Raw genomic sequence first — 17,129 nt, 5'->3', positions numbered from 1 at the left:
GGCGGAGCGGACCGGCCCGGTTAGGGCGCGTATCGGGTCGTCATCAATGGGCATCGCAGCTTCCGGGGCGGGTGCCCGTCTAGGCGTGGGCCCGGCGATCTGCGGCTGCGCCCGTGTGGGCGCGAGTGACCGGAAGCGATGCGGTGGGCATGCAGCGGCGGGGGCCCGAGGGCCCCGGCTGAATGCCCGCCGGGATGGTGTGTCAGACCACGGCGAGCCGGTCCACCAGCAGCTCCACCCTCGGCTCGGTGTCCTCCGGCGGCAGCCGTCCCGCTCGGGTCAGGGTGGCCAGCCCGTGCAGGGCCGCCCAGAACACCTCTGTGAACAGTGCCGGGTGGACGCCGTCCCCGGCGACCTCGCCGAGGCTTTCCAGCAGGGCGGCGAAGGCGTCCTTAAGAGGTAGTGGGGTGTCCTCGCTCGCGAAGGCCAGGCCGCCGTCGAGCTCGAACATGGCGTCGTAGACCGCCGGGTTGCGTGCGGCGAAGTCGAGGTAGGCGCGGGCGAGGGCGGTGACCCGGGCGCGCGGGCCGTCCGCGGCGGAGGTCGAGGCCCGCAGCGCCGCAGCCATCTCGGCGGCGCCGTCGAGGGCGACGGCGCCGATGATCTCGCGTTTGCCGCGGAAGTGGCTGTAGAGGACGGGCTGGCTGTATTCGATGCGCTCGGCGAGCCGGCGGGTCGTGACCGCGTCCCAGCCCTGCTGCTCGGCGAGTTCGCGGGCAGTCGCCACGATGAGGCGCTCGCGCGCCGCCCGTTCGCGCTCCTTGCGTTCCTGTACCGACATGATTCGATCCTAGCATCGCTAGATAATCAAGCGACAGCAGTGCTAGCGTTGACTCATCAGCTAGCAGCACTAGATCTCAGAAGGGTCATCATGCTCAACGCACTCGAGGTCTTCGCCATCGTGGTCGTCGGCCTGATGGTGGGGGTGGAGTTCTCCGTCGCCTTCGTCATCAACCCGATCCTCAACGCACTTCCCGGTGACAGCGGCCAACTCGGCCGCTCCCACGGGGGCCGGATGCTCGGCGCCGTGATGCCGGTCTGGTACATCACCTCGCTCGTCCTCGTCGCGGTCTGTGCCATCGCCGGATGGCGCTCCTACGGCAACGGCCTCGTCGTCACCGCCGGCGCGCTGCTGATCCTCAGCGTGATCATGTCGATCCTGCTGCTCGTCCCGATCAACAACCGGGGCAAGACGTGGACCCCTGACAACCGGCCCGCAGACTGGAAGCAGCAGATGAACCGCTGGGACCGCCTCCACTACGTCCGCGTCGCCGTCATCATCGCCGCCTTCGCCCTGCTGGTGGCCGCCCTCACCTGAGCCCGCAGGCCGACACCGCCGGAGCTGGCGCAGGGCCTCGCCCAGTGGCAGGCGTTCTCGACCAGGGTCGGCAACCACCTCTCCACCGGCGACACCGGCGACGACCTGTCACTGCCCCACCCCCGGAGCTCCGAGAAGAGGACGCCGTGAACACCACCCCCCGAGCGGCTGAGCTACAACGCGGTCCAGCTCGCCTGCCTCGGGGTGTTCCTGCTCGTGCTCCCGAGCCTGCCCAAGCTGCTGTCGCCCCTGATGCGTCACCCCTTGGCGGTCGGTCTTCCCCTGGCCGCCCTGGTGCCCCTCGTCGCCGTGGGGGCAGCGGCCGCCGGCCGGCTCGGCCTGCCGGCCGTACTGACCCTTCCCGCCCCGGCGCTCTCCCTCGGGCTGTTCGTGGTGGTCGGGGTCCTGGCGTTCGTCGAGCACCGGGAGTTGGCAGGCGACGGGGACGGCGACCTCGTCACCTCCCCCTTCGCCCCCGTGCCGGGAGCACCGCGGGTGGGCGAGAGGCGTCGACGACTGGCCGCTCTCGTGCCGTCCTGCTCGGTCCCCGTCGCCTACCTCGTCCTGGCCGCCGTCAGCTGGGTCTTCGCCTGAGTCACCGGTAGAGCAGGTGGGGCTTGCGGCGGCGGTCGAAGTCCGCCAACTCGTCGGCCCAGGCGCCGACCACGTCGTCCACGTCGGCGCCCGCGTCGATCATCGTGCGCAGCCGTGGCGACCCGGTGAGCTTGTCGATCCAGTACGGACGCACGGCGTCCCACGAGTCGCGCCGCCACGCGAACGCCTCGTACTTGTGCGCCTCCACCAGCATCGCGACCGCCGTGCGGATCGGGTCGTACTTCGCGCGGTCGACGACCTTGACCTCGACGCCGGCGCAGAGCTTGTTGAGCAGCGCGGGCTTCTGCCCGGCGGACGTCGGCGTGAAGTACGCCTCGCGGAACTCGACGCCGGGCAGCTCGCGGGCGTTGAGCCGGTCGGACCAGTGGTAGTCGAAGTCCTCGGCCAGCCCGCCGATCAGCTCGAACGGCTTGCAGGTGCCACGGCCCTCGGTGAGCGAGGCGACGCCCTCGAACAGGCCGGTGCCGGGGTAGACCAGCGCGGTGTCCGTGGTGGGCATGTTCGGGCTGGGCAGCACCCAGGGCAGGTCGGTGTCGGCGGCCAGCCTGTCGCGCTTCCAGTGCCGGCACTTCACGACGTGCAGGTCGACCTGGCGGCCGGCCTCGGCGGGCAGGAACTCGGCGTTGAAGAACCGGGCCAGCTCGCCGACGGTCATGCCGTGCTGCTGGACGATCTCCTTCAGGCCCACCCCGGAGGTGAAACCGGCGGTCATCATCGGCCCGTAGGCCCGGCCGCCGACCGGGTTCGGCCGGTCCAGCACCACGTACCGCTTGCCGGTCCGGGCCGCGGCCATCATCGAGGTGTACATGGTCCAGATGTACGTGTAGAAGCGGGCGCCGACGTCCTGGATGTCGAAGACGACGGTGTCGACGCCGGCCTGGGTGAACATGGTCTCCCACTTGGCCAGCGAGGCGCCGTACGCGTCGTAGACGGTGACCCCGGTGCGGGCGTCGATGCCGGTGCCCTCGCTGCCGCCGGCCTGCGCCGAGCCGCGGAAGCCGTGCTCGGGGCCGAAGGCGGCGGCCAGCCGCACCGTGCCGGAGGCGTGCATCAGGTCGACCAGGTGCCGGTAGGCCGAGTCCACGCCGGTGGGGTTCGAGATCACCCCGACCCGCTGGCCGGCGAGTTCGGCGAAGTCGGACCGGACGAGCACGTCGAGCCCGGTCTCCACGTGGCGGATGCCGGGCGCGGCGTGACCAGCCGCGCCGGGTGCCGTCGCCGCGACCGCGCCCGCGGTCACCGCACCCGCTCCGGCCAGGAACTTCCTTCGCTCCATGTCGACCCTCCCGTCGGTTTGGTCGAAACTTAGCTACACGTTGATGCCCCGTCAAGGAAGGTTAGCTACAAAGCGGGGGTGGATGGGTCCGGCCGGCGGCGCTGTCGGACCTGCCGCCCCGGCGGCGCGTGGTGCGGTCCCACCGGTCGGGCGGTGCTCCATACTGGCCCGGTGTTCACCCTCGCCCAGGCCCGCCACCTGATCGCCACCCTGCGCCCGCGCGTCGACGAGCTGATCCGGCTGCGGGCCGACCTGGCCGAGCTGCGCGTCGACCTGGCTGACCGGGGCGCCAGCCCGCTCGGCGGGTTGGCCGAGGTCAAGGGGCTGGAGGCGCGGCTGCACGCCCTCGTCGAGGAGTTGCACTCCCACGACATCCAGGTCAAGGGGATCGCGCCGGTCCTGCTCGACTTCCCCGGCGAGCGCGACGGTCGGCCGGTGCTCTGGTGCTGGCTGGAGGGGGACACCGACGTGCGCTGGTACCACCGGATGGAGTGCGGCTTCGCCGGTCGCCGCCCGCTCTGATCCGGCCCGGCGGGGGACCGGTCGGCCCGTCGGCCGCGCCGGTGGTGCGTCGGCCCGCAGTTCGACGGCCTCGTCGACCCCCCGCGTGCGTCAGGCCAGGGACGCGAGCATGGCCGGGGAGACGTTCCCGCCGCTGAGGACCAGCACGGTACGGGTGCCCGGTCCGGCGTCGACCAGGCCGGCCCGTAGCGCGGCGAGGGTGACGGCGGCGGACGGTTCGATCAGGAGCTTCGTCGCGTCCAGCAGCTCCCACCAGGCGGCCCGGATGTCCTCCTCGGACACCTCGACCACCTCGTCCACGAGGGCGCGGACGTGCGCCAGGGTGTGCCGCCCCGCGAACGGCGCCGCCAGCCCGTCGGCGATCGACGTCGGCCGTACCGCCAGGGCGTCGCCGCCGGTGCGCAGCGCGTGGCCGACGGCGTTGGCAGTGGCCGGCTCGACCCCGACGACGCGGGCGGTGGGGACGGCCGCCCGGACGGCCGACGCCACCCCGCTGATCAGCCCGCCGCCGCCCACCGGCACGAGGACCAGCTCCGGCGGCGGGCCGTCGGCCAGGATCTCCCTGCCGACGGTGGCCTGGCCGGCGATGACGTCCGGCTCGTCGAACGGGTGCAGAAGGTGGTATCCGCGTTTTGCCGCGAGGGCCTGGCAGGTGCCCAGCAGGTCCTCGGTGAGGACGACCTCGCCGCCGTACCGCCGGACCGCCTCGATCTTGGTCGGCACCGCCTGCGGTGGCATGCAGACGACCGTCGGCAGGCCGAAGGTACGGCCGGCGAAGGCCACGGCCATCGCGTGGTTGCCGGCGGAGAAGGCGGTCAGCCCGGCGGGCGCCCCCTCCCGTTCGACGCGGGCGAGCAGCGCGTTCAGCGCGCCCCGCACCTTGAAGCTGCCGGTGTGCTGGAGGTTCTCCGCCTTCACCGCGAGGTCGAGCCGGAGCGGGTCGCCGAGGCGGGGGCAGGGCAGCAGCGGCGTGCGGGCGACCCGCCCCGCGATGCGCTTCTCGGCCGTGACGATGTCGTCCACGGTGGTGAGCTGCACCGTCGCAGCCTAGCCCGGCCCGCCCGGCCGCACCGCTCGCCCGGCCGCACCGCCCGTGGTGCGACCGGGCGTGGTGCCTGCGGCAGAACCGTCGCGCCACGATGGGCGGACGGTGCGGCGGCGCCGGCCGGAGGGGCGAACGATCAGCGGGTGGCCTCGGTCAGGGCGGCCCGCACCCTGGCGGCGTCGGCCGGCGCCTCGCGCTCCCAGTCCGCCGGGTCGGCCGAGTAGATGGTCCCGTAGGCGGGGGTGTCCGGCTGGTAGCGCCAGCTCTCGGCGAGGGCGCCGGCGTCCACGGCGTCGTAGCCGATCCGGTCGAGGAAGGCGGTGGCCTCCGCCTTCGCGCCCGCGTCGTCGCCGGCGATGGGCAGCGCGCTGCGGTCGTCGGCGCCGGTCGGCCGGGCCAGCGCGTGCAGGTGCTTGAAGAAGATGTTGTTGAACACCTTGACCACGCGCGACTGCGGCAGGTGCCGCTGGAGCAGTTCGCTGCTGGTGGTGGAGCCCGAGTCGAGCTCGGGGAACCGGCCGTCCCGCTCCGGGTAGTAGTTGTTGGTGTCCAGCACGAGCTTGCCGGCCAGCGGCTCGACCGGCACGTCCCGGTACGCCTTCAGCGGGATGGTGACGACCACCAGGTCGCCGGCCTCCGCGGCCTCGCTGGCCGTGGCCGCCCGGGCGCGCGGGCCCAGCTCCTCGACGAGATCCTTCAGGGTCTCCGGGCCGCGCGAGTTGCTCAGCACCACGTCGTAGCCGGCGGCCACCGCCAGCCGCGCCACCGTGCCGCCGATGTGTCCACTGCCGATCAGTCCCACAGTTGTCATGTCGGTCCCCAACCTCGTTCGCGGCGACGGTATTCCCCACCGGTATGGTCGACAATTCCGTCTGGTGTCTGGCGTGTGGCGGGCCGGCCGGCGGGATCGGACCGGGCTGCGTCCCCGCCGCGCGCAGCGGCGGTGACGGCCTGCGCCGCCCGCCCAACGTACTGCCGGCGCGGGGGCGGGGGGCCGGCTTCGGGACAACGCCCGCCGGGCGGCCCGCAACGCCGTCGCGGCGGGAACGGTGTCGGCCCCGGCGGCTAGCCTGCCTCCACTTGCGAACACGGATTGGGGAGTGCGATGGGCGCGTGGGCGGCGGGACCGTTCGACAACGACGTGGCAGCGGACTGGTGCGGCGGCCTCGACGAGGCGTCGCCGGAGCGACGGCCCCTGCTGGTCGAGCAGGCGCTGCGCGAGGCGGCGGGGGAGGGCGACTTCCTGGACTCGTGGCCCGGCGCCAAGGCGGTCGCGGCGTCGGCGGTGGTCGCCGCGCAGCTTCCCGGTGGCCCGCCGGTCGACTCGGCGTACGCGCCGGACTTCCTCACCGCCGGCGGGCGCCTCACGCTCTCCGCGGAGCTGCCGGCGCTGGCCCTGCGGGCGCTGGACCGGGTGCTCGCCGACGGGTCCGAGCTGGCCGAGCTCTGGGACGAGGCCGGGGAGCTCGACGAGTTCGCCGCCGCGCTCGCCCCGATCCGGGCCGCGCTGGCCAATCCGACCGGGTCCGTCGTCGTCGAGGGTTGAGGCGAGGTCACGGCCGGCGGGGGCCGGGCGGAGTGCGCCCCGACCGACCACCCGGATCGCCGTCGCGCCGGACCGCCGCCACCACCCGTTCGACGCGTACGCCGGTCGTCGGGTCGGTCCAGACGAACACCACCGGCCTGGCCGCCGCGAAGAGTGCCCAGACGAACGGCGGCAGGTCCTCGGGCGACATGCGGATGTAGGACGTCGCGCCGCCGACCCGACCGAGCAGGTGCTCCAACGTGAAGCGGTGCCGTCCCGAGCCGTCGAGGTGCTCGTGAGCCGGCGGGACGTGGCGCAGGCGGCTGTGGTCGCGCAGCACGTCGTCGGGCACGGCGGCGTCGAGCACCACCCGACCGGCGTCGAGCGGACGCTGGATGCTGACGTGGTGCTCGGGCGGGACCTGGCCCGGTGTGAGCGCCGGCTGCACCGCGAAGAACATCCCGCCCCCTCCACTCGGACCAGGTGTCGCCGATCGTAGTCCGTTCGGCACACAGTGGCACGGCCGAGGCGGGTGCCCTCAGACCGCCGGGGGCAGCACCTTCTCGATCGCGGCGCGCAGGTCCGCCGAGCCGGGCTCGACGGTGGGCGCGAACCGGGCCGCCACCGTGCCGTCCGGGGCGACGAGGAACTTCTCGAAGTTCCACCGCACGTCGCCGGCGTGGCCCTCCGCGTCGGCCGTGTCGACCAGCGCCGCGTAGAGCGGGTGGCGGCCGGGGCCGTTCACGTCGACCTTCTCGGTCAGCGGGAAGGTCACCCCGTAGTTGACCTGGCAGAAGTCGCTGATCTCGGCGGCGGTGCCCGGCTCCTGGCCGGCGAACTGGTTGCAGGGCACGCCGAGCACCACCAGGCCGCGGTCGGCGTACTCGTCGTGCAGCTCCTGGAGGCCGGCGTACTGCGGGGTGAGGCCGCAGCGCGAGGCGACGTTGACCACCAGCAGCGCGCGTCCGCGGTACCGCGCGAGGTCGGCCGGACCTCCGGCCAGGGCGTCGATCCGGGTGTCGAAGACGGTCATGGGTCGAGGCTACGCGCCGTCGCCGGGCCGTCGCCCGGGGGAGCGGGCGGAGGGCTGGTCGCGCTCCCAAGGCAAATCGATACATCGACATCTTGACGAATGGATGACGGCGTGAGTAGCGTCTCACCAACAATCTGGAAAGTTTCCTAACTGTTTAGGGAGACGCCGCATGAAGAGATCGCTCCGCCGGGCCCTCTGGGTCGGCGCCGTGATGGCGGTGACCGCCGCCACGGTCCCGATGGCCAGTGCGTTCGGCGCCGGCAGCGTGACCGCCGGCTTCGCCAAGGCGCAGGACTGGGGGACCGGTCACGAGACGCGGGTGACCGTCACCAACGGGACGAGCGCCCCGGTGAGCACCTGGCGCATCGAGTTCGACCTGCCGTCGGGCACCAGCATCAGCAGTTCCTGGGACGCCGACGTCACGCGCACCGGCAACCACTACGTCGCGGTCAAGAAGAGCTGGGCCGGCCCGATCGCGGCGGGTGCCTCGTTCAGCTGGGGCTACAACGGCACCGGCGCGTACAAGGCGCCGCTGAACTGCACGATCAACGGCGCGGCGTGCGGCGGCGGCACCCCGCCCCCCACCACCGCGCCGCCGACCACCACCCCGCCGACCACGGCGCCGCCCACCACCCCGCCGCCGACCACGCCCCCGCCGACCACCCCGCCGCCGGGCCCGGGCGGCAAGAAGGTCGTCGGCTACTTCGCGCAGTGGGGCGTCTACGCCCGCAACTACCACGTGAAGAACATCCACACGAGCGGCTCGGCCGCCAAGCTGACCCACATCCTGTACGCCTTCGGCAACACCACCGGTGGCCGCTGCACCATCGGTGACAGCTACGCCGACTACGAGAAGGCCTACACCGCGGCGGACAGCGTCGACGGCGTCGCAGACACCTGGGACCAGCCGCTGCGCGGCAGCTTCAACCAGCTGCGCAAGCTCAAGAAGATGTACCCGAACCTGAAGGTGATCTGGTCCTTCGGTGGTTGGACCTGGTCGGGCGGCTTCACCCAGGCCGCGCAGAACCCGGCCGCGTTCGCCGAGAGCTGCCACAACCTGGTCGAGGACCCGCGCTGGGCGGACGTCTTCGACGGCATCGACGTCGACTGGGAGTACCCGAACGCCTGCGGGCTCACCTGCGACAGCAGCGGCCCGAACGCCTTCAAGAACGTGGTCAGCGCGCTGCGGTCGAAGTTCGGCTCGTCCGCGCTGGTCACCGCCGCGATCACGGCGGACGGCAGCAACGGTGGCAAGATCGACGCCACCGACTACGCCGGCGCCGCGACGCACCTCAACTGGATCATGCCGATGACGTACGACTACTTCGGCGCCTTCAACGCGCAGGGCCCCACCGCCCCGCACTCCCCGCTCACCTCGTACGCCGGCATCCCGCAGCAGGGCTTCTGGTCGGACGCGGCGATCCAGAAGCTCAAGAGCAAGGGCATCCCGTCGGACAAGCTGCTGCTCGGCATCGGCTTCTACGGCCGGGGCTGGACCGGGGTGACCCAGGCCGCCCCGGGTGGCACCGCCACCGGCCCCGCCCCGGGCACCTACGAGCAGGGCATCGAGGACTACAAGGTCCTCAAGAACACCTGCCCGGCCAACGGCACCGTCGCCGGCACGGCGTACGCCAAGTGCGGCAGCAACTGGTGGAGCTACGACACCCCCTCCACGATCAACGGCAAGATGACGTACGCGAAGAACCAGGGCCTCGGTGGCGCGTTCTTCTGGGAGCTCTCCGGTGACACCGGCAACGGCGAGCTGATCGGCGCCATCAAGGGCGGTCTCGGCTGAGCCGAGGGCCGACGCACCACCCACACGGCGGGGAGGGACCACGCACCGGTCCCTCCCCGCCCGCTGTGTCCGGGCCGACGCGGGGGAGTGTTCCGCGTCGGCCCGGCCGGGCGTCCGGTGGCGTTCGGCCACGGGCACGCGCGTGCCGGTGACCGGGCGGTTCGGGCGCGGCGGCGTCCGGGCACGTGCGTCGATGTGACAGACTCGCCGCTCAACGGGCTCGATGTCCACGGCGACGGAGGTGGCGATGCGCGCGACGCGCGGGAGGCTCGCGGCGGGCGCCGTGCTGCTCGGGACCCTTCCCCTCGTCCTGCTCGGCTGCGGTATCGGCGAGGAGGAGGATCCGGCGACCAAGCCTGGGCGGGCCCCGGCCGAGGAGGCCACCACAAAGTCGCGGGAGCGGGTGCAGGCCTACCTCGACGCGATGACCGCCAAGGACGTCGCGGCCGGGCGCAGCCAGCTCTGCGCCGCCCTCCAGGAGAGCTTCGACGCCGCCGCGACCGGCCCCAACGGCGACTTCGCCGACCACTTCACGGTGCCGCAGGCCGAGATCACCGACATCCGCTCCGGGCCCCGGGGCCAGGAGGTGAGCACGTCGATCTCGGTCGCCGCCGGCTCCCGCACACTCACCCGGCCGCTGCTGTTCACGGTCACCCGCGACGGCGCCGACTGGTGCATCGCCGCCGAGGCGCCGGGCGGCAACACCCCGGCCCCCGCCGCCACCCCCTGACCCGACTCCCGGTGAGCCCGCTCTCACCTGCCGGAACCATCCCCCTCGCCGGTCGGTCGCCGGGCCGCTCGCCGTACGCTTTCTGTCATGCGCCATGAGTGGCATCAGCTGAGCCATCCCGCGGTGGGCAGCCCTGGGCTGCAGACCAGCCGTCCGACCGTCGACTCCGCCGAGGACGCGGCCCTCGGCCTCGACCGCTGGCGGGAGCTGCCGCGCACACAGATCCCGCCGTGGCCGGATCCGGCGGAGGTCGCCGAGGTCTGCAAGGTGCTCGACACGGTGCCCTCGGTGGTGGCGCCCTACGAGGTCGACCAACTGCGGCAGCGGCTGGCGCTGGTGTGCGAGGGCAAGGCCTTCCTGCTCCAGGGCGGCGACTGCGCGGAGACCTTCGTCGACAACACCGAGAGTCACCTGCTGGCCAACGCCCGCACCCTGCTCCAGATGGCGATCGTGCTCACCTACGGCGCCTCGCTGCCGGTGGTCAAGGTGGCCCGGGTCGCCGGGCAGTACACCAAGCCCCGGTCGCTGCCGACCGACGCGCGCGGGCTGCCCGCCTACCGCGGCGACATGATCAACTCGCTGGAGGCGACGCCGGAGGCACGGGCCGCCGACCCGCAGCGCATGATCCGGGCGTACGCGAACTCGGCCGCCGCGATGAACATGCTCCGCGCGTACCTGGCCGGCGGGCTGGCCGACCTGCACGCCGTGCACGACTGGAACAAGGGCTTCGTCAAGAACTCCCCGGCCGGCGAGCGCTACGAGGCGATCGCCCGCGAGATCGACCGGGCGCTGGCCTTCATCCGGGCCTGCGGGATGACCGACGACGAGGCGCTGCGCACCGTCACCCTCTACTGCTCGCACGAGGCCCTCGCCCTGGAGTACGACCGGGCGCTGACCCGGGTCTCCGACCGCCGGGCGTACGGCCTGTCCGGGCACTTCCTGTGGATCGGCGAGCGCACCCGGCAGATCGACGGGGCGCACATCGACTTCATCTCCCGTATCGCCAACCCGATCGGCGTGAAGCTCGGCCCGACGACGACCCCGGACGAGGCCATCGAGCTCTGCGAGAAGCTCAACCCGGAGAACGTCCCCGGCCGGCTCACCCTGATCAGCCGGATGGGCAACCACCGGGTCCGCGACGCCCTGCCGCCGATCGTGGCGAAGGTGACCGCCGCCGGCGCCAAGGTGGTCTGGCAGTGCGACCCGATGCACGGCAACACGCACGAGTCGTCCAACGGCTACAAGACCCGGCACTTCGACCGCATCGTGGACGAGGTGCTCGGCTACTTCGAGGTGCACCGGGGCCTGGAGACCCACCCGGGCGGGCTGCACGTGGAGCTGACCGGCGAGGACGTCACCGAGTGCCTCGGCGGCGCCCAGGGCATCGAGGACCTCGACCTGCCCGGCCGCTACGAGACCGCCTGCGACCCGCGACTGAACACCCAGCAGTCGCTGGAGCTGGCCTTCCTCGTGGCGGAGATGCTCCGTGGCTGACGTGCGAGCCCCTCAGCCGGCAGCCGGAGGGATGACAGTGGCTGACGCGAGGAGTGAGCTTGTGAGCCCCGCAGTCGGCAGCCGAAAGGATGACAGTGGCTGACGTATTCGTCGATCTTCGTTCGGACACCGTGACCCGGCCCACGCCGGGGATGCGGGAGGCGATGGCCGCCGCCGACGTCGGCGACGACGTCTACGGCGAGGACCCGACCGTCAACGCGCTGGAGGCCGAGGTCGCCGCGCTGTTCGGGCACGAGGCGGCGCTGTTCGCCCCGAGCGGGTCGATGGCCAACCAGATCGCCCTGCAACTGGTGGTGCCGCCGGGCGACGAGCTGCTCTGCGACGCCGACGCGCACGTGGTGACGTACGAGATCGGGGCCGCTGCGGCGTACGGCGGCATCTCCTCGCGGACCTGGTCACCGGTGGGCGCGGACATCGACCCGGACGTCGTCGCCGCGATGGTCCGTCCCGAGGGCTACCACGCGGTCCCCACGCGGGCGATCGCCGTCGAGCAGACCCACAACCGGGGCGGCGGCGGGGTGATCCCGCTGGCCACCCTGCGCGAGCTGCGCCGGGTCGCCGACGACGCGGGCGTGGCCCTGCACTGCGACGGGGCCCGGATCTGGCACGCGCACGTCGCCGACGGTGTGCCGCTGGCCGGGTACGGCGCCCTCTTCGACACCCTGTCGGTCTGCCTCTCCAAGGGGCTCGGCGCGCCGGTCGGCTCGCTGGTCGTCGGCAGCGCCGACAAGATCGCGCGAGCCCGGGTGATCCGCAAGCGGATGGGCGGCGGGATGCGGCAGGCCGGCATCCTGGCCGCCGCCGGCCGGTACGCGCTGGCCCACCACGTCGACCGGCTCGCCGCCGACCACGCGAAGGCGGCCCGGCTCGCCGAGGCGATCGCCCCGTTCGGGGTGCTGGCCACGACCGTCCGGACCAACCTGGTGCCGCTGGACCTGACCAAGGCGCCGCTGGACGCGCACGCCCTGGCCGCCGCCGCCCGCGCCGAGGGCGTCCTGGTCTCGGTGCTCGGCCCCCGCACCGCCCGCCTGGTCACCCACCTGGACGTCGACGACGCCGGCATCGAGCGCGCCGTCGAGGTTCTCACCCGCGTCCTGCGGGGCTGACCGCCCCGCCGGCCCCGCGTCAGGGGTGCAGGCGCCTGAGGGTGGCGATGTCGGCGGCGTGGCCGACGTGCTTCTCCGTCGGCGTCTCCACCACGACCGGGACGCCGGCGGTGGCCGGATGCGCCATCAGCTCGGCGAACGCCGGCTCGCCGATGGTGCCCTTGCCGATGTTCTCGTGCCGGTCCCGGGTGGAACCGCAGAGGTCCTTCGAGTCGTTCGCGTGCACCAGCCGAAGCCGGTCGGCCCCGACCGTCGCCACGAGCGTGTCCAGCGTCGCGGTCATGCCGCCCTCGGCGGCCAGATCGTGCCCCGCGGCCCAGGCGTGGCACGTGTCGAAGCAGACCCCGAGCCAGGGGTGCCGCTCCACCGCGTCGAGGTAGGGCCCGAGCTGCTCCACCCGCGAGGCGAGCGAGCGACCGCCGCCCGCGCTCGGCTCGACCAGCAGCCGCGGGCCGTCCGCTGCCGCCGCCTCGTCGAGCAGCGGCAGCAGCGTCTCGCGTACCTGCCGCATGGCGGCCTCGGCGTACCCCTCGTCGACCGCGCTACCGGCGTGGAAGACCACGCCCTCGGCGCCGATCGCCCGGCCCCGGCGCAGCGCGTGGGCGAGCGTCTCCGCCGAACGCTCGACCGTGTTGGCGGTGGGGGAGCCGAGGTTGACCAGCAGGGACGCGTGGATGAAGACGGGCACGCCCCGCTCGCCGCAGCCGTCGCGGAACGCCACGTCCTGGGCCGGGTCGCCGGGCGGCAGCGCCCAGCCCCGCGAGTTGGACACGTAGACCTGCACGACCCGCGAGCCGGCCGCGTCGGCGTACGGCAGGGCGGCCCTCGCCAGGCCGCCGGAGGTGGGCGTGTGCGAGCCGACCAGCCGCTGCGGTGCCGGCATCGCTACATGCATCCGAGGGTGACCGGGGTGGCCGGCGGCACCTGCGTGTTCTCCGGCGGGTTCTGGAACCGGGTGATGCCGTTCGGGTTGAACTGGATCGCCACCGGGAAGCCCTGGCTCTCCAGGAGCTGCTTGGCCTGCTGGCAGGGCAGGTCGATGACCCGGGGCACGGCGACCAGCGGCGGGCCCTTGCTGAGTTCCAGCTTGACCTTCGCTCCCCGCTCCACCCCGGTGCCGTCGGCCGGGCTCTGCCCGAGGATCTCGTCCCTGGGCTTGTCGGAGTCCTTGTAGGTGGGCTCCACCAGCTCCAGGCCCAGCTGGGCGAGGATCGTCTTGGCCTCACCCAGGCTCTTGCCGACCAGGTTGGGCACGGAGATCGGGGCCTTGCCCTTGCTGAGGACGACCGTGATCTTGTCGCCCGGCTTCACCTCGGCGCCGACCTTCGGGTTGGTCTCCAACACGACGCCCGCGGGCAGGTTGTCGTCGTAGCGGGCGGTGCCCTTCGCCACCACCAGCTTCGCGTCGAGCAGGTCCGCCTCGGCGAGCTCGAACTCCTTGCCCACCACGTCGGGCACCGGGAAACGCTCCGGCCCCAGCGAGAGGGTCAGCGTGATCGTGCCGCCCTTGACGATCCGGGTGGCCGAGGCCGGGTCCTGCGCCAGGACGGCGTCCTTCGGGACCTTCTCGTCGTAGCGCGGATCGGCATAGCTGAGGACGACCCCGACGCGGGCGGCCTGCGCCTCCGCGTCGGCCTTGGTCATCGCCACCAGCTGCGGTGCCTCCGTGTAGCGTCCGGCCGCCAGCCACCAGCCGCCGCCGGCGACCAGCAGGACCAGCACCACCGCGGCGGCGATGACCGCCCTGCGGCCGCGCGGGTCGCCCATCACCCGGGTGCGCAGCGCGGACAGCCGCGACCACAGGCTCTCGTCCTCGTCGGGCTCGGCCCGGCGACGGCCCGCCCGGGGGGCGGCGCCCTCCGGCAGCCGGGCCCAGGCGGGCCGCTGGGCCGGCTGGACCGCCGCGACCATCATGGTCGGCCCGGCCATCGGCTCGTCGGACACCCGGCGCAACACGGCGGTACGCGTGTTCGCGTCGCCCAGGTCGTCCCGGACCGCCTGCACCTCGGCCAGCAACGCGCCGGCGTCGGTCGGCCGGCCGCCCGGATCACGCCGGGTGGCCCGGGCGACCAGTTCGTCGAGCGCCCTGGGCAGGCCGGGCACCAGGGTCGACGGCGTCGGGACGTCGTTGTCGACGTGCTGCCAGGCGACGTCGACCGGACGGTCCCCGTCGTAGGGCACCCGACCGGTGAGCATCTCGAACAGCACGATGCCGGCGGAGTAGACGTCGGTGCGGGGGTCGGCGTGCCCGTCGGTGACCAGCTCCGGGGCCACGTACGCGACCGTGGCCATCAACTGGTTGCCGTTCTCGTCGTCGGCGCTCGCCTCGACCGCCTGGGCCAGCCCGAAGTCGGCGACCTTGACGACGCTGTCGACCAGGTTGGCCGCGCCGCCGGTGGGGGCCTCGGCGACCAGCACGTTCTCCGGCTTCACGTCGCGGTGCACCAGCCCCGCCCGGTGCGCGGCGGCGATCGCGGCGAGCATCTGCTCGGCGATGGCCAGCGCCTCGTCGGGGTTGAGCCGACGCCGCTCGGCGAGCACGTCGCGCAGGGTGCGACCGCGGACGTACTCCATCACGAGGTAGGGCAGGCCCGAGTGTTTGCCCTGGTCGTAGACGGCGACGACGTTGGGGTGGGTCAGCCGGGCGATGGTCTTCGCCTCGTCGGTGAACCGCTCCACGAAGCCCGCCGTCCGCGCCCCTGGTTCCGGGGCCTGGGACGGGTGAATGATCTTGAGTGCGACGGTGCGCTCGAGGCGTTCGTCGGTGGCGGTGTACACGGTCGCCATGCCGCCACGGGCCACGCGACCGCGGATGCGGTAGCGCCCGTCGATCAGCGAGCCCAGCAACGTGTCGGCGACCTGTGTGTCCATCGGCAGGGAGTCTATGTGTCCAGGGGGTGAAGGTTGAACAGGATGCTACAGATGGGGTGCGACCAGGACTGCCCCGCCGCGCTCGCTTCCCCCGCCGGCCCTGCTCAGCCGGCTCGTGGGGGTGCCGTTGACCCCGATCGGGCGGGACATGGCAGGGTGGTCCGGTGACCGACTCAGTACCCGCCGACCGGGCCGTGCCCGGCCCCGAATCCGCCGGCCCCGCCGATGCCGCCGACTGGCTGACCCTGCCGGACGTGGCCGAACGCCTCGACGTGTCGATCAGCAAGGTCCACCAGATGATCCGGGACCGGGAGCTGATCGCGGTACGCCGCGACGGCGTCCGCCGGATACCGGCCGACCTGGTGGCCAACCAGACGGTGCTGAAGCACCTGCCCGGCGTGCTCAACCTGCTGGCCGACGGGGGCTACGACGACGAGGGTGCGCTGCGCTGGCTCTACGAGCCGGACGACACCCTGCCGGGCGGCAACCCCGCGAAGGCGCTCGCCGGCGACCAGGCCCGCGAGGTGAAGCGCCGGGCCCAGGCCCTGGGCTTCTGACCCCGCCCCTGCCCCTCGCCCCCGCGCGGGGTGGGCGCCGGCTCCCCGACTCCGTCCCTCCTGCCGACGCCGGTCCGGGCCGACCGGGGCAGCGGTCAGTCGGGGCGGCGCGGGTGGGCCGGTCAGCGGGTCAGTCGGCGCGGCGGGTGGCGGCGATGGCCAGGTCGACCAGGGCCTGCCGGGCCTCGGTGTCCAGGTCGACGGCGGCCAGCGCCGCCAGCGCGGTGTCGGTCAGCACCCCGATCCGCTGCTCCGTACGCGCCAGCGCCCCGCTGCCGTCGATCAGCTCGCGCAGCCGGGTGACCCCGGCCTCGTCCAGCCCGGGGTCGCCCAGCCCGCCGAGCAGCAGTTCCCGGCCCGCCCCGTCGGTCGTCTCCAGGGCCGCCGCCACCAGGTAGGTCCGCTTGCCCTCACGTAGGTCGTCACCGGCCGGCTTGCCGGTCTGGGCGGGATCGCCGAAGACCCCCAGCACGTCGTCGCGGAGCTGGAACGCCTCGCCCAGCGGCAGCCCGTACGCGGAGTACGCCGCCCGGACCTCCGCCGGCGCGTCGGCCAGCGCGGCGCCGAGCAGCAGCGGCCGTTCGACCGTGTACTTCGCCGACTTGTAGCGGGCGACCTTGCCGGCCCGCTCCACCGAGGTGTCCCCGGTGACCTGGGTCAGCACGTCGAGGTACTGGCCGACGGTGACCTCGGTGCGCATGGCGTCGAAGACCGGCCGGGCCCGGGCCACCGTGCGCGGGTCCAGGCCGGCGGAGTGCAGCAGGGCGTCGGACCAGACCAGGGACAGGTCGCCCAGCAGGATCGCCGCCGCGTCGCCGAAGCCGTCCGCGTCGCCGCCCCAGCCGGACGCCCGGTGCCGGGCCGCGAACCGCCGGTGCACCGCCGGCTCGCCGCGCCGGGTGTCGGAGCGGTCCATCAGGTCGTCGTGGATGAGCGCGCTGGCCTGCACGAACTCCAACGCGGCCAGGGCGGTGACCACCTGGTCGGTGTCCACCCCGCCGGCTCCCCGGAACCCCCAGTAGGCGAACGCCGGGCGCAGTCGCTTGCCGCCGCCGAGGACGAACGCCTCGATCGCCTCGGCGAGCGGAGCCAGGGCGTCGTCGACCCCGGCCATCCAGGCGCGCTGGCTCGCCAGGAACTCGGTCAGGGCCTTGTCGATCCGTTGGCGCAGCCCGGCGCGGTCGACGGGGGAAACAGGAGCAGCGTGGGTCACGCCACGAC

The 17,129-nt window shown here is 73.3% G+C and carries 18 protein-coding genes; 9 read left to right on the top strand and 9 right to left on the bottom strand.

Annotated elements, in window-relative coordinates; translation table 11 throughout:
- Nucleotides 1-202: 202 nt before the first annotated feature.
- Nucleotides 203-781 carry a TetR/AcrR family transcriptional regulator gene (locus tag ACLQ20_RS15585; RefSeq protein ID WP_151454545.1) on the bottom strand — a complete coding sequence of 193 codons (579 nt, stop codon included), beginning with the start codon at nucleotides 779-781 and terminating at the stop codon, nucleotides 203-205.
- Nucleotides 782-871: 90 nt separating this feature from the next.
- Here ACLQ20_RS15585 and ACLQ20_RS15580 point away from each other — a divergent pair, with 90 nt between their 5' ends.
- Both ACLQ20_RS15580 and ACLQ20_RS15575 read left to right on the top strand, forming a co-directional pair.
- Entirely contained in the window at nucleotides 872-1,318 is a 447-nt protein-coding gene (locus tag ACLQ20_RS15580) for a DUF1772 domain-containing protein (protein ID WP_151454546.1), read from the top strand.
- A gap of 204 nt (nucleotides 1,319-1,522) precedes the next feature.
- Nucleotides 1,523-1,912 carry a hypothetical protein gene (locus ACLQ20_RS15575; RefSeq protein ID WP_151454547.1) on the top strand — a complete coding sequence of 130 codons (390 nt, stop codon included), beginning with the start codon at nucleotides 1,523-1,525 and terminating at the stop codon, nucleotides 1,910-1,912.
- Between the two features lies 1 nt (nucleotide 1,913).
- Here ACLQ20_RS15575 and ACLQ20_RS15570 read toward each other — a convergent pair whose 3' ends face one another.
- Nucleotides 1,914-3,209, bottom strand: coding sequence for an exo-beta-N-acetylmuramidase NamZ family protein (locus tag ACLQ20_RS15570; protein ID WP_151454548.1), 1,296 nt, complete (start codon nucleotides 3,207-3,209; stop codon nucleotides 1,914-1,916).
- A gap of 171 nt (nucleotides 3,210-3,380) precedes the next feature.
- Here ACLQ20_RS15570 and ACLQ20_RS15565 point away from each other — a divergent pair, with 171 nt between their 5' ends.
- Nucleotides 3,381-3,731, top strand: coding sequence for a DUF2203 domain-containing protein (locus ACLQ20_RS15565; protein ID WP_151454549.1), 351 nt, complete (start codon nucleotides 3,381-3,383; stop codon nucleotides 3,729-3,731).
- Between the two features lie 90 nt (nucleotides 3,732-3,821).
- Here the strand turns inward: ACLQ20_RS15565 and ACLQ20_RS15560 are convergent, their stop codons facing one another.
- The gene (locus tag ACLQ20_RS15560; RefSeq protein ID WP_151454550.1) at nucleotides 3,822-4,769 is read right to left on the bottom strand and encodes a threonine ammonia-lyase; all 948 of its coding nucleotides are present in this window, start codon (nucleotides 4,767-4,769) and stop codon (nucleotides 3,822-3,824) included.
- 143 nt (nucleotides 4,770-4,912) lie between these two features.
- A complete protein-coding gene (locus ACLQ20_RS15555) occupies nucleotides 4,913-5,866 on the bottom strand; it encodes an NAD(P)-binding domain-containing protein (RefSeq protein WP_425856122.1) in 954 nt (317 codons plus the stop codon).
- Nucleotides 5,867-5,881: 15 nt separating this feature from the next.
- On the opposite strand from ACLQ20_RS15555, the gene ACLQ20_RS15550 reads away from it, so the two are divergent.
- A complete protein-coding gene (locus tag ACLQ20_RS15550; protein ID WP_425856120.1) occupies nucleotides 5,882-6,322 on the top strand; it encodes a DUF4259 domain-containing protein in 441 nt (146 codons plus the stop codon).
- 7 nt (nucleotides 6,323-6,329) lie between these two features.
- Here ACLQ20_RS15550 and ACLQ20_RS15545 read toward each other — a convergent pair whose 3' ends face one another.
- Together ACLQ20_RS15545 and ACLQ20_RS15540 are read right to left on the bottom strand one after the other, a co-directional pair.
- Nucleotides 6,330-6,761 (bottom strand): hypothetical protein, encoded by a 432-nt coding sequence (locus tag ACLQ20_RS15545; RefSeq protein WP_327029152.1) that lies wholly within the window; start codon nucleotides 6,759-6,761, stop codon nucleotides 6,330-6,332.
- Between the two features lie 78 nt (nucleotides 6,762-6,839).
- Nucleotides 6,840-7,334, bottom strand: coding sequence for a glutathione peroxidase (locus ACLQ20_RS15540; RefSeq protein ID WP_327029151.1), 495 nt, complete (start codon nucleotides 7,332-7,334; stop codon nucleotides 6,840-6,842).
- A gap of 169 nt (nucleotides 7,335-7,503) precedes the next feature.
- Between ACLQ20_RS15540 and ACLQ20_RS15535 the strand changes: the two genes are divergently transcribed.
- The 4 genes from ACLQ20_RS15535 to ACLQ20_RS15520 all read left to right on the top strand — a co-directional run bounded on the left by ACLQ20_RS15535 (nucleotide 7,504) and on the right by ACLQ20_RS15520 (nucleotide 12,480).
- Nucleotides 7,504-9,129, top strand: coding sequence for a glycosyl hydrolase family 18 protein (locus tag ACLQ20_RS15535; protein ID WP_327029150.1), 1,626 nt, complete (start codon nucleotides 7,504-7,506; stop codon nucleotides 9,127-9,129).
- 247 nt (nucleotides 9,130-9,376) lie between these two features.
- Nucleotides 9,377-9,859 (top strand): hypothetical protein, encoded by a 483-nt coding sequence (locus ACLQ20_RS15530; protein WP_327029149.1) that lies wholly within the window; start codon nucleotides 9,377-9,379, stop codon nucleotides 9,857-9,859.
- Between the two features lie 87 nt (nucleotides 9,860-9,946).
- Nucleotides 9,947-11,353, top strand: coding sequence for a class II 3-deoxy-7-phosphoheptulonate synthase (locus ACLQ20_RS15525; RefSeq protein ID WP_151456989.1), 1,407 nt, complete (start codon nucleotides 9,947-9,949; stop codon nucleotides 11,351-11,353).
- Between the two features lie 89 nt (nucleotides 11,354-11,442).
- On the top strand, nucleotides 11,443-12,480 hold the full coding sequence (locus ACLQ20_RS15520) for a threonine aldolase family protein (protein WP_425856119.1): 1,038 nt from the start codon (nucleotides 11,443-11,445) through the stop codon (nucleotides 12,478-12,480).
- A 19-nt stretch (nucleotides 12,481-12,499) separates the two neighbouring features.
- Here the strand turns inward: ACLQ20_RS15520 and ACLQ20_RS15515 are convergent, their stop codons facing one another.
- Nucleotides 12,500-13,363 carry a deoxyribonuclease IV gene (locus ACLQ20_RS15515; RefSeq protein WP_151456991.1) on the bottom strand — a complete coding sequence of 288 codons (864 nt, stop codon included), beginning with the start codon at nucleotides 13,361-13,363 and terminating at the stop codon, nucleotides 12,500-12,502.
- 2 nt (nucleotides 13,364-13,365) lie between these two features.
- Nucleotides 13,366-15,351 (bottom strand): Stk1 family PASTA domain-containing Ser/Thr kinase, encoded by a 1,986-nt coding sequence (pknB, locus tag ACLQ20_RS15510; protein WP_358116578.1) that lies wholly within the window; start codon nucleotides 15,349-15,351, stop codon nucleotides 13,366-13,368.
- 164 nt (nucleotides 15,352-15,515) lie between these two features.
- Here pknB and ACLQ20_RS15505 point away from each other — a divergent pair, with 164 nt between their 5' ends.
- On the top strand, nucleotides 15,516-15,908 hold the full coding sequence (locus ACLQ20_RS15505; protein WP_425856117.1) for an Rv2175c family DNA-binding protein: 393 nt from the start codon (nucleotides 15,516-15,518) through the stop codon (nucleotides 15,906-15,908).
- A gap of 130 nt (nucleotides 15,909-16,038) precedes the next feature.
- Here the strand turns inward: ACLQ20_RS15505 and ACLQ20_RS15500 are convergent, their stop codons facing one another.
- Nucleotides 16,039-17,121: a polyprenyl synthetase family protein gene (locus tag ACLQ20_RS15500; protein ID WP_327029146.1), complete on the bottom strand. Its 1,083-nt coding sequence runs from the start codon at nucleotides 17,119-17,121 to the stop codon at nucleotides 16,039-16,041.
- Between the last annotated feature and the right edge of the window lie 8 nt (nucleotides 17,122-17,129).

The sequence above is a fragment of the Micromonospora sp. DT46 genome, assembly GCF_049841735.1.
In the GTDB taxonomy this organism is placed as follows: Bacteria; Actinomycetota; Actinomycetes; order Mycobacteriales; family Micromonosporaceae; genus Micromonospora; species Micromonospora reichwaldensis.
The sequence above is the reverse complement of the archived record's forward strand: the minus strand, read 5'-3'. Positions and strand labels throughout refer to the sequence as shown.

What these genes read in the sequence shown, in the direction of transcription:
- ACLQ20_RS15585 (WP_151454545.1), bottom strand. Translation starts at nt 781, where the DNA reads ATGTCGGTACAGGAACGCAAGGAGCGCGAACGGGCGGCGCGCGAGCGC.
- ACLQ20_RS15580 (WP_151454546.1), top strand. Translation starts at nt 872, where the DNA reads ATGCTCAACGCACTCGAGGTCTTCGCCATCGTGGTCGTCGGCCTGATG.
- ACLQ20_RS15570 (WP_151454548.1), bottom strand. Translation starts at nt 3,209, where the DNA reads ATGGAGCGAAGGAAGTTCCTGGCCGGAGCGGGTGCGGTGACCGCGGGC.
- ACLQ20_RS15550 (WP_425856120.1), top strand. Translation starts at nt 5,882, where the DNA reads ATGGGCGCGTGGGCGGCGGGACCGTTCGACAACGACGTGGCAGCGGAC.
- ACLQ20_RS15545 (WP_327029152.1), bottom strand. Translation starts at nt 6,761, where the DNA reads ATGTTCTTCGCGGTGCAGCCGGCGCTCACACCGGGCCAGGTCCCGCCC.
- ACLQ20_RS15540 (WP_327029151.1), bottom strand. Translation starts at nt 7,334, where the DNA reads ATGACCGTCTTCGACACCCGGATCGACGCCCTGGCCGGAGGTCCGGCC.
- ACLQ20_RS15535 (WP_327029150.1), top strand. Translation starts at nt 7,504, where the DNA reads ATGAAGAGATCGCTCCGCCGGGCCCTCTGGGTCGGCGCCGTGATGGCG.
- ACLQ20_RS15530 (WP_327029149.1), top strand. Translation starts at nt 9,377, where the DNA reads ATGCGCGCGACGCGCGGGAGGCTCGCGGCGGGCGCCGTGCTGCTCGGG.
- ACLQ20_RS15525 (WP_151456989.1), top strand. Translation starts at nt 9,947, where the DNA reads ATGCGCCATGAGTGGCATCAGCTGAGCCATCCCGCGGTGGGCAGCCCT.
- ACLQ20_RS15520 (WP_425856119.1), top strand. Translation starts at nt 11,443, where the DNA reads ATGACAGTGGCTGACGTATTCGTCGATCTTCGTTCGGACACCGTGACC.
- ACLQ20_RS15515 (WP_151456991.1), bottom strand. Translation starts at nt 13,363, where the DNA reads ATGCCGGCACCGCAGCGGCTGGTCGGCTCGCACACGCCCACCTCCGGC.
- pknB (WP_358116578.1), bottom strand. Translation starts at nt 15,351, where the DNA reads ATGGACACACAGGTCGCCGACACGTTGCTGGGCTCGCTGATCGACGGG.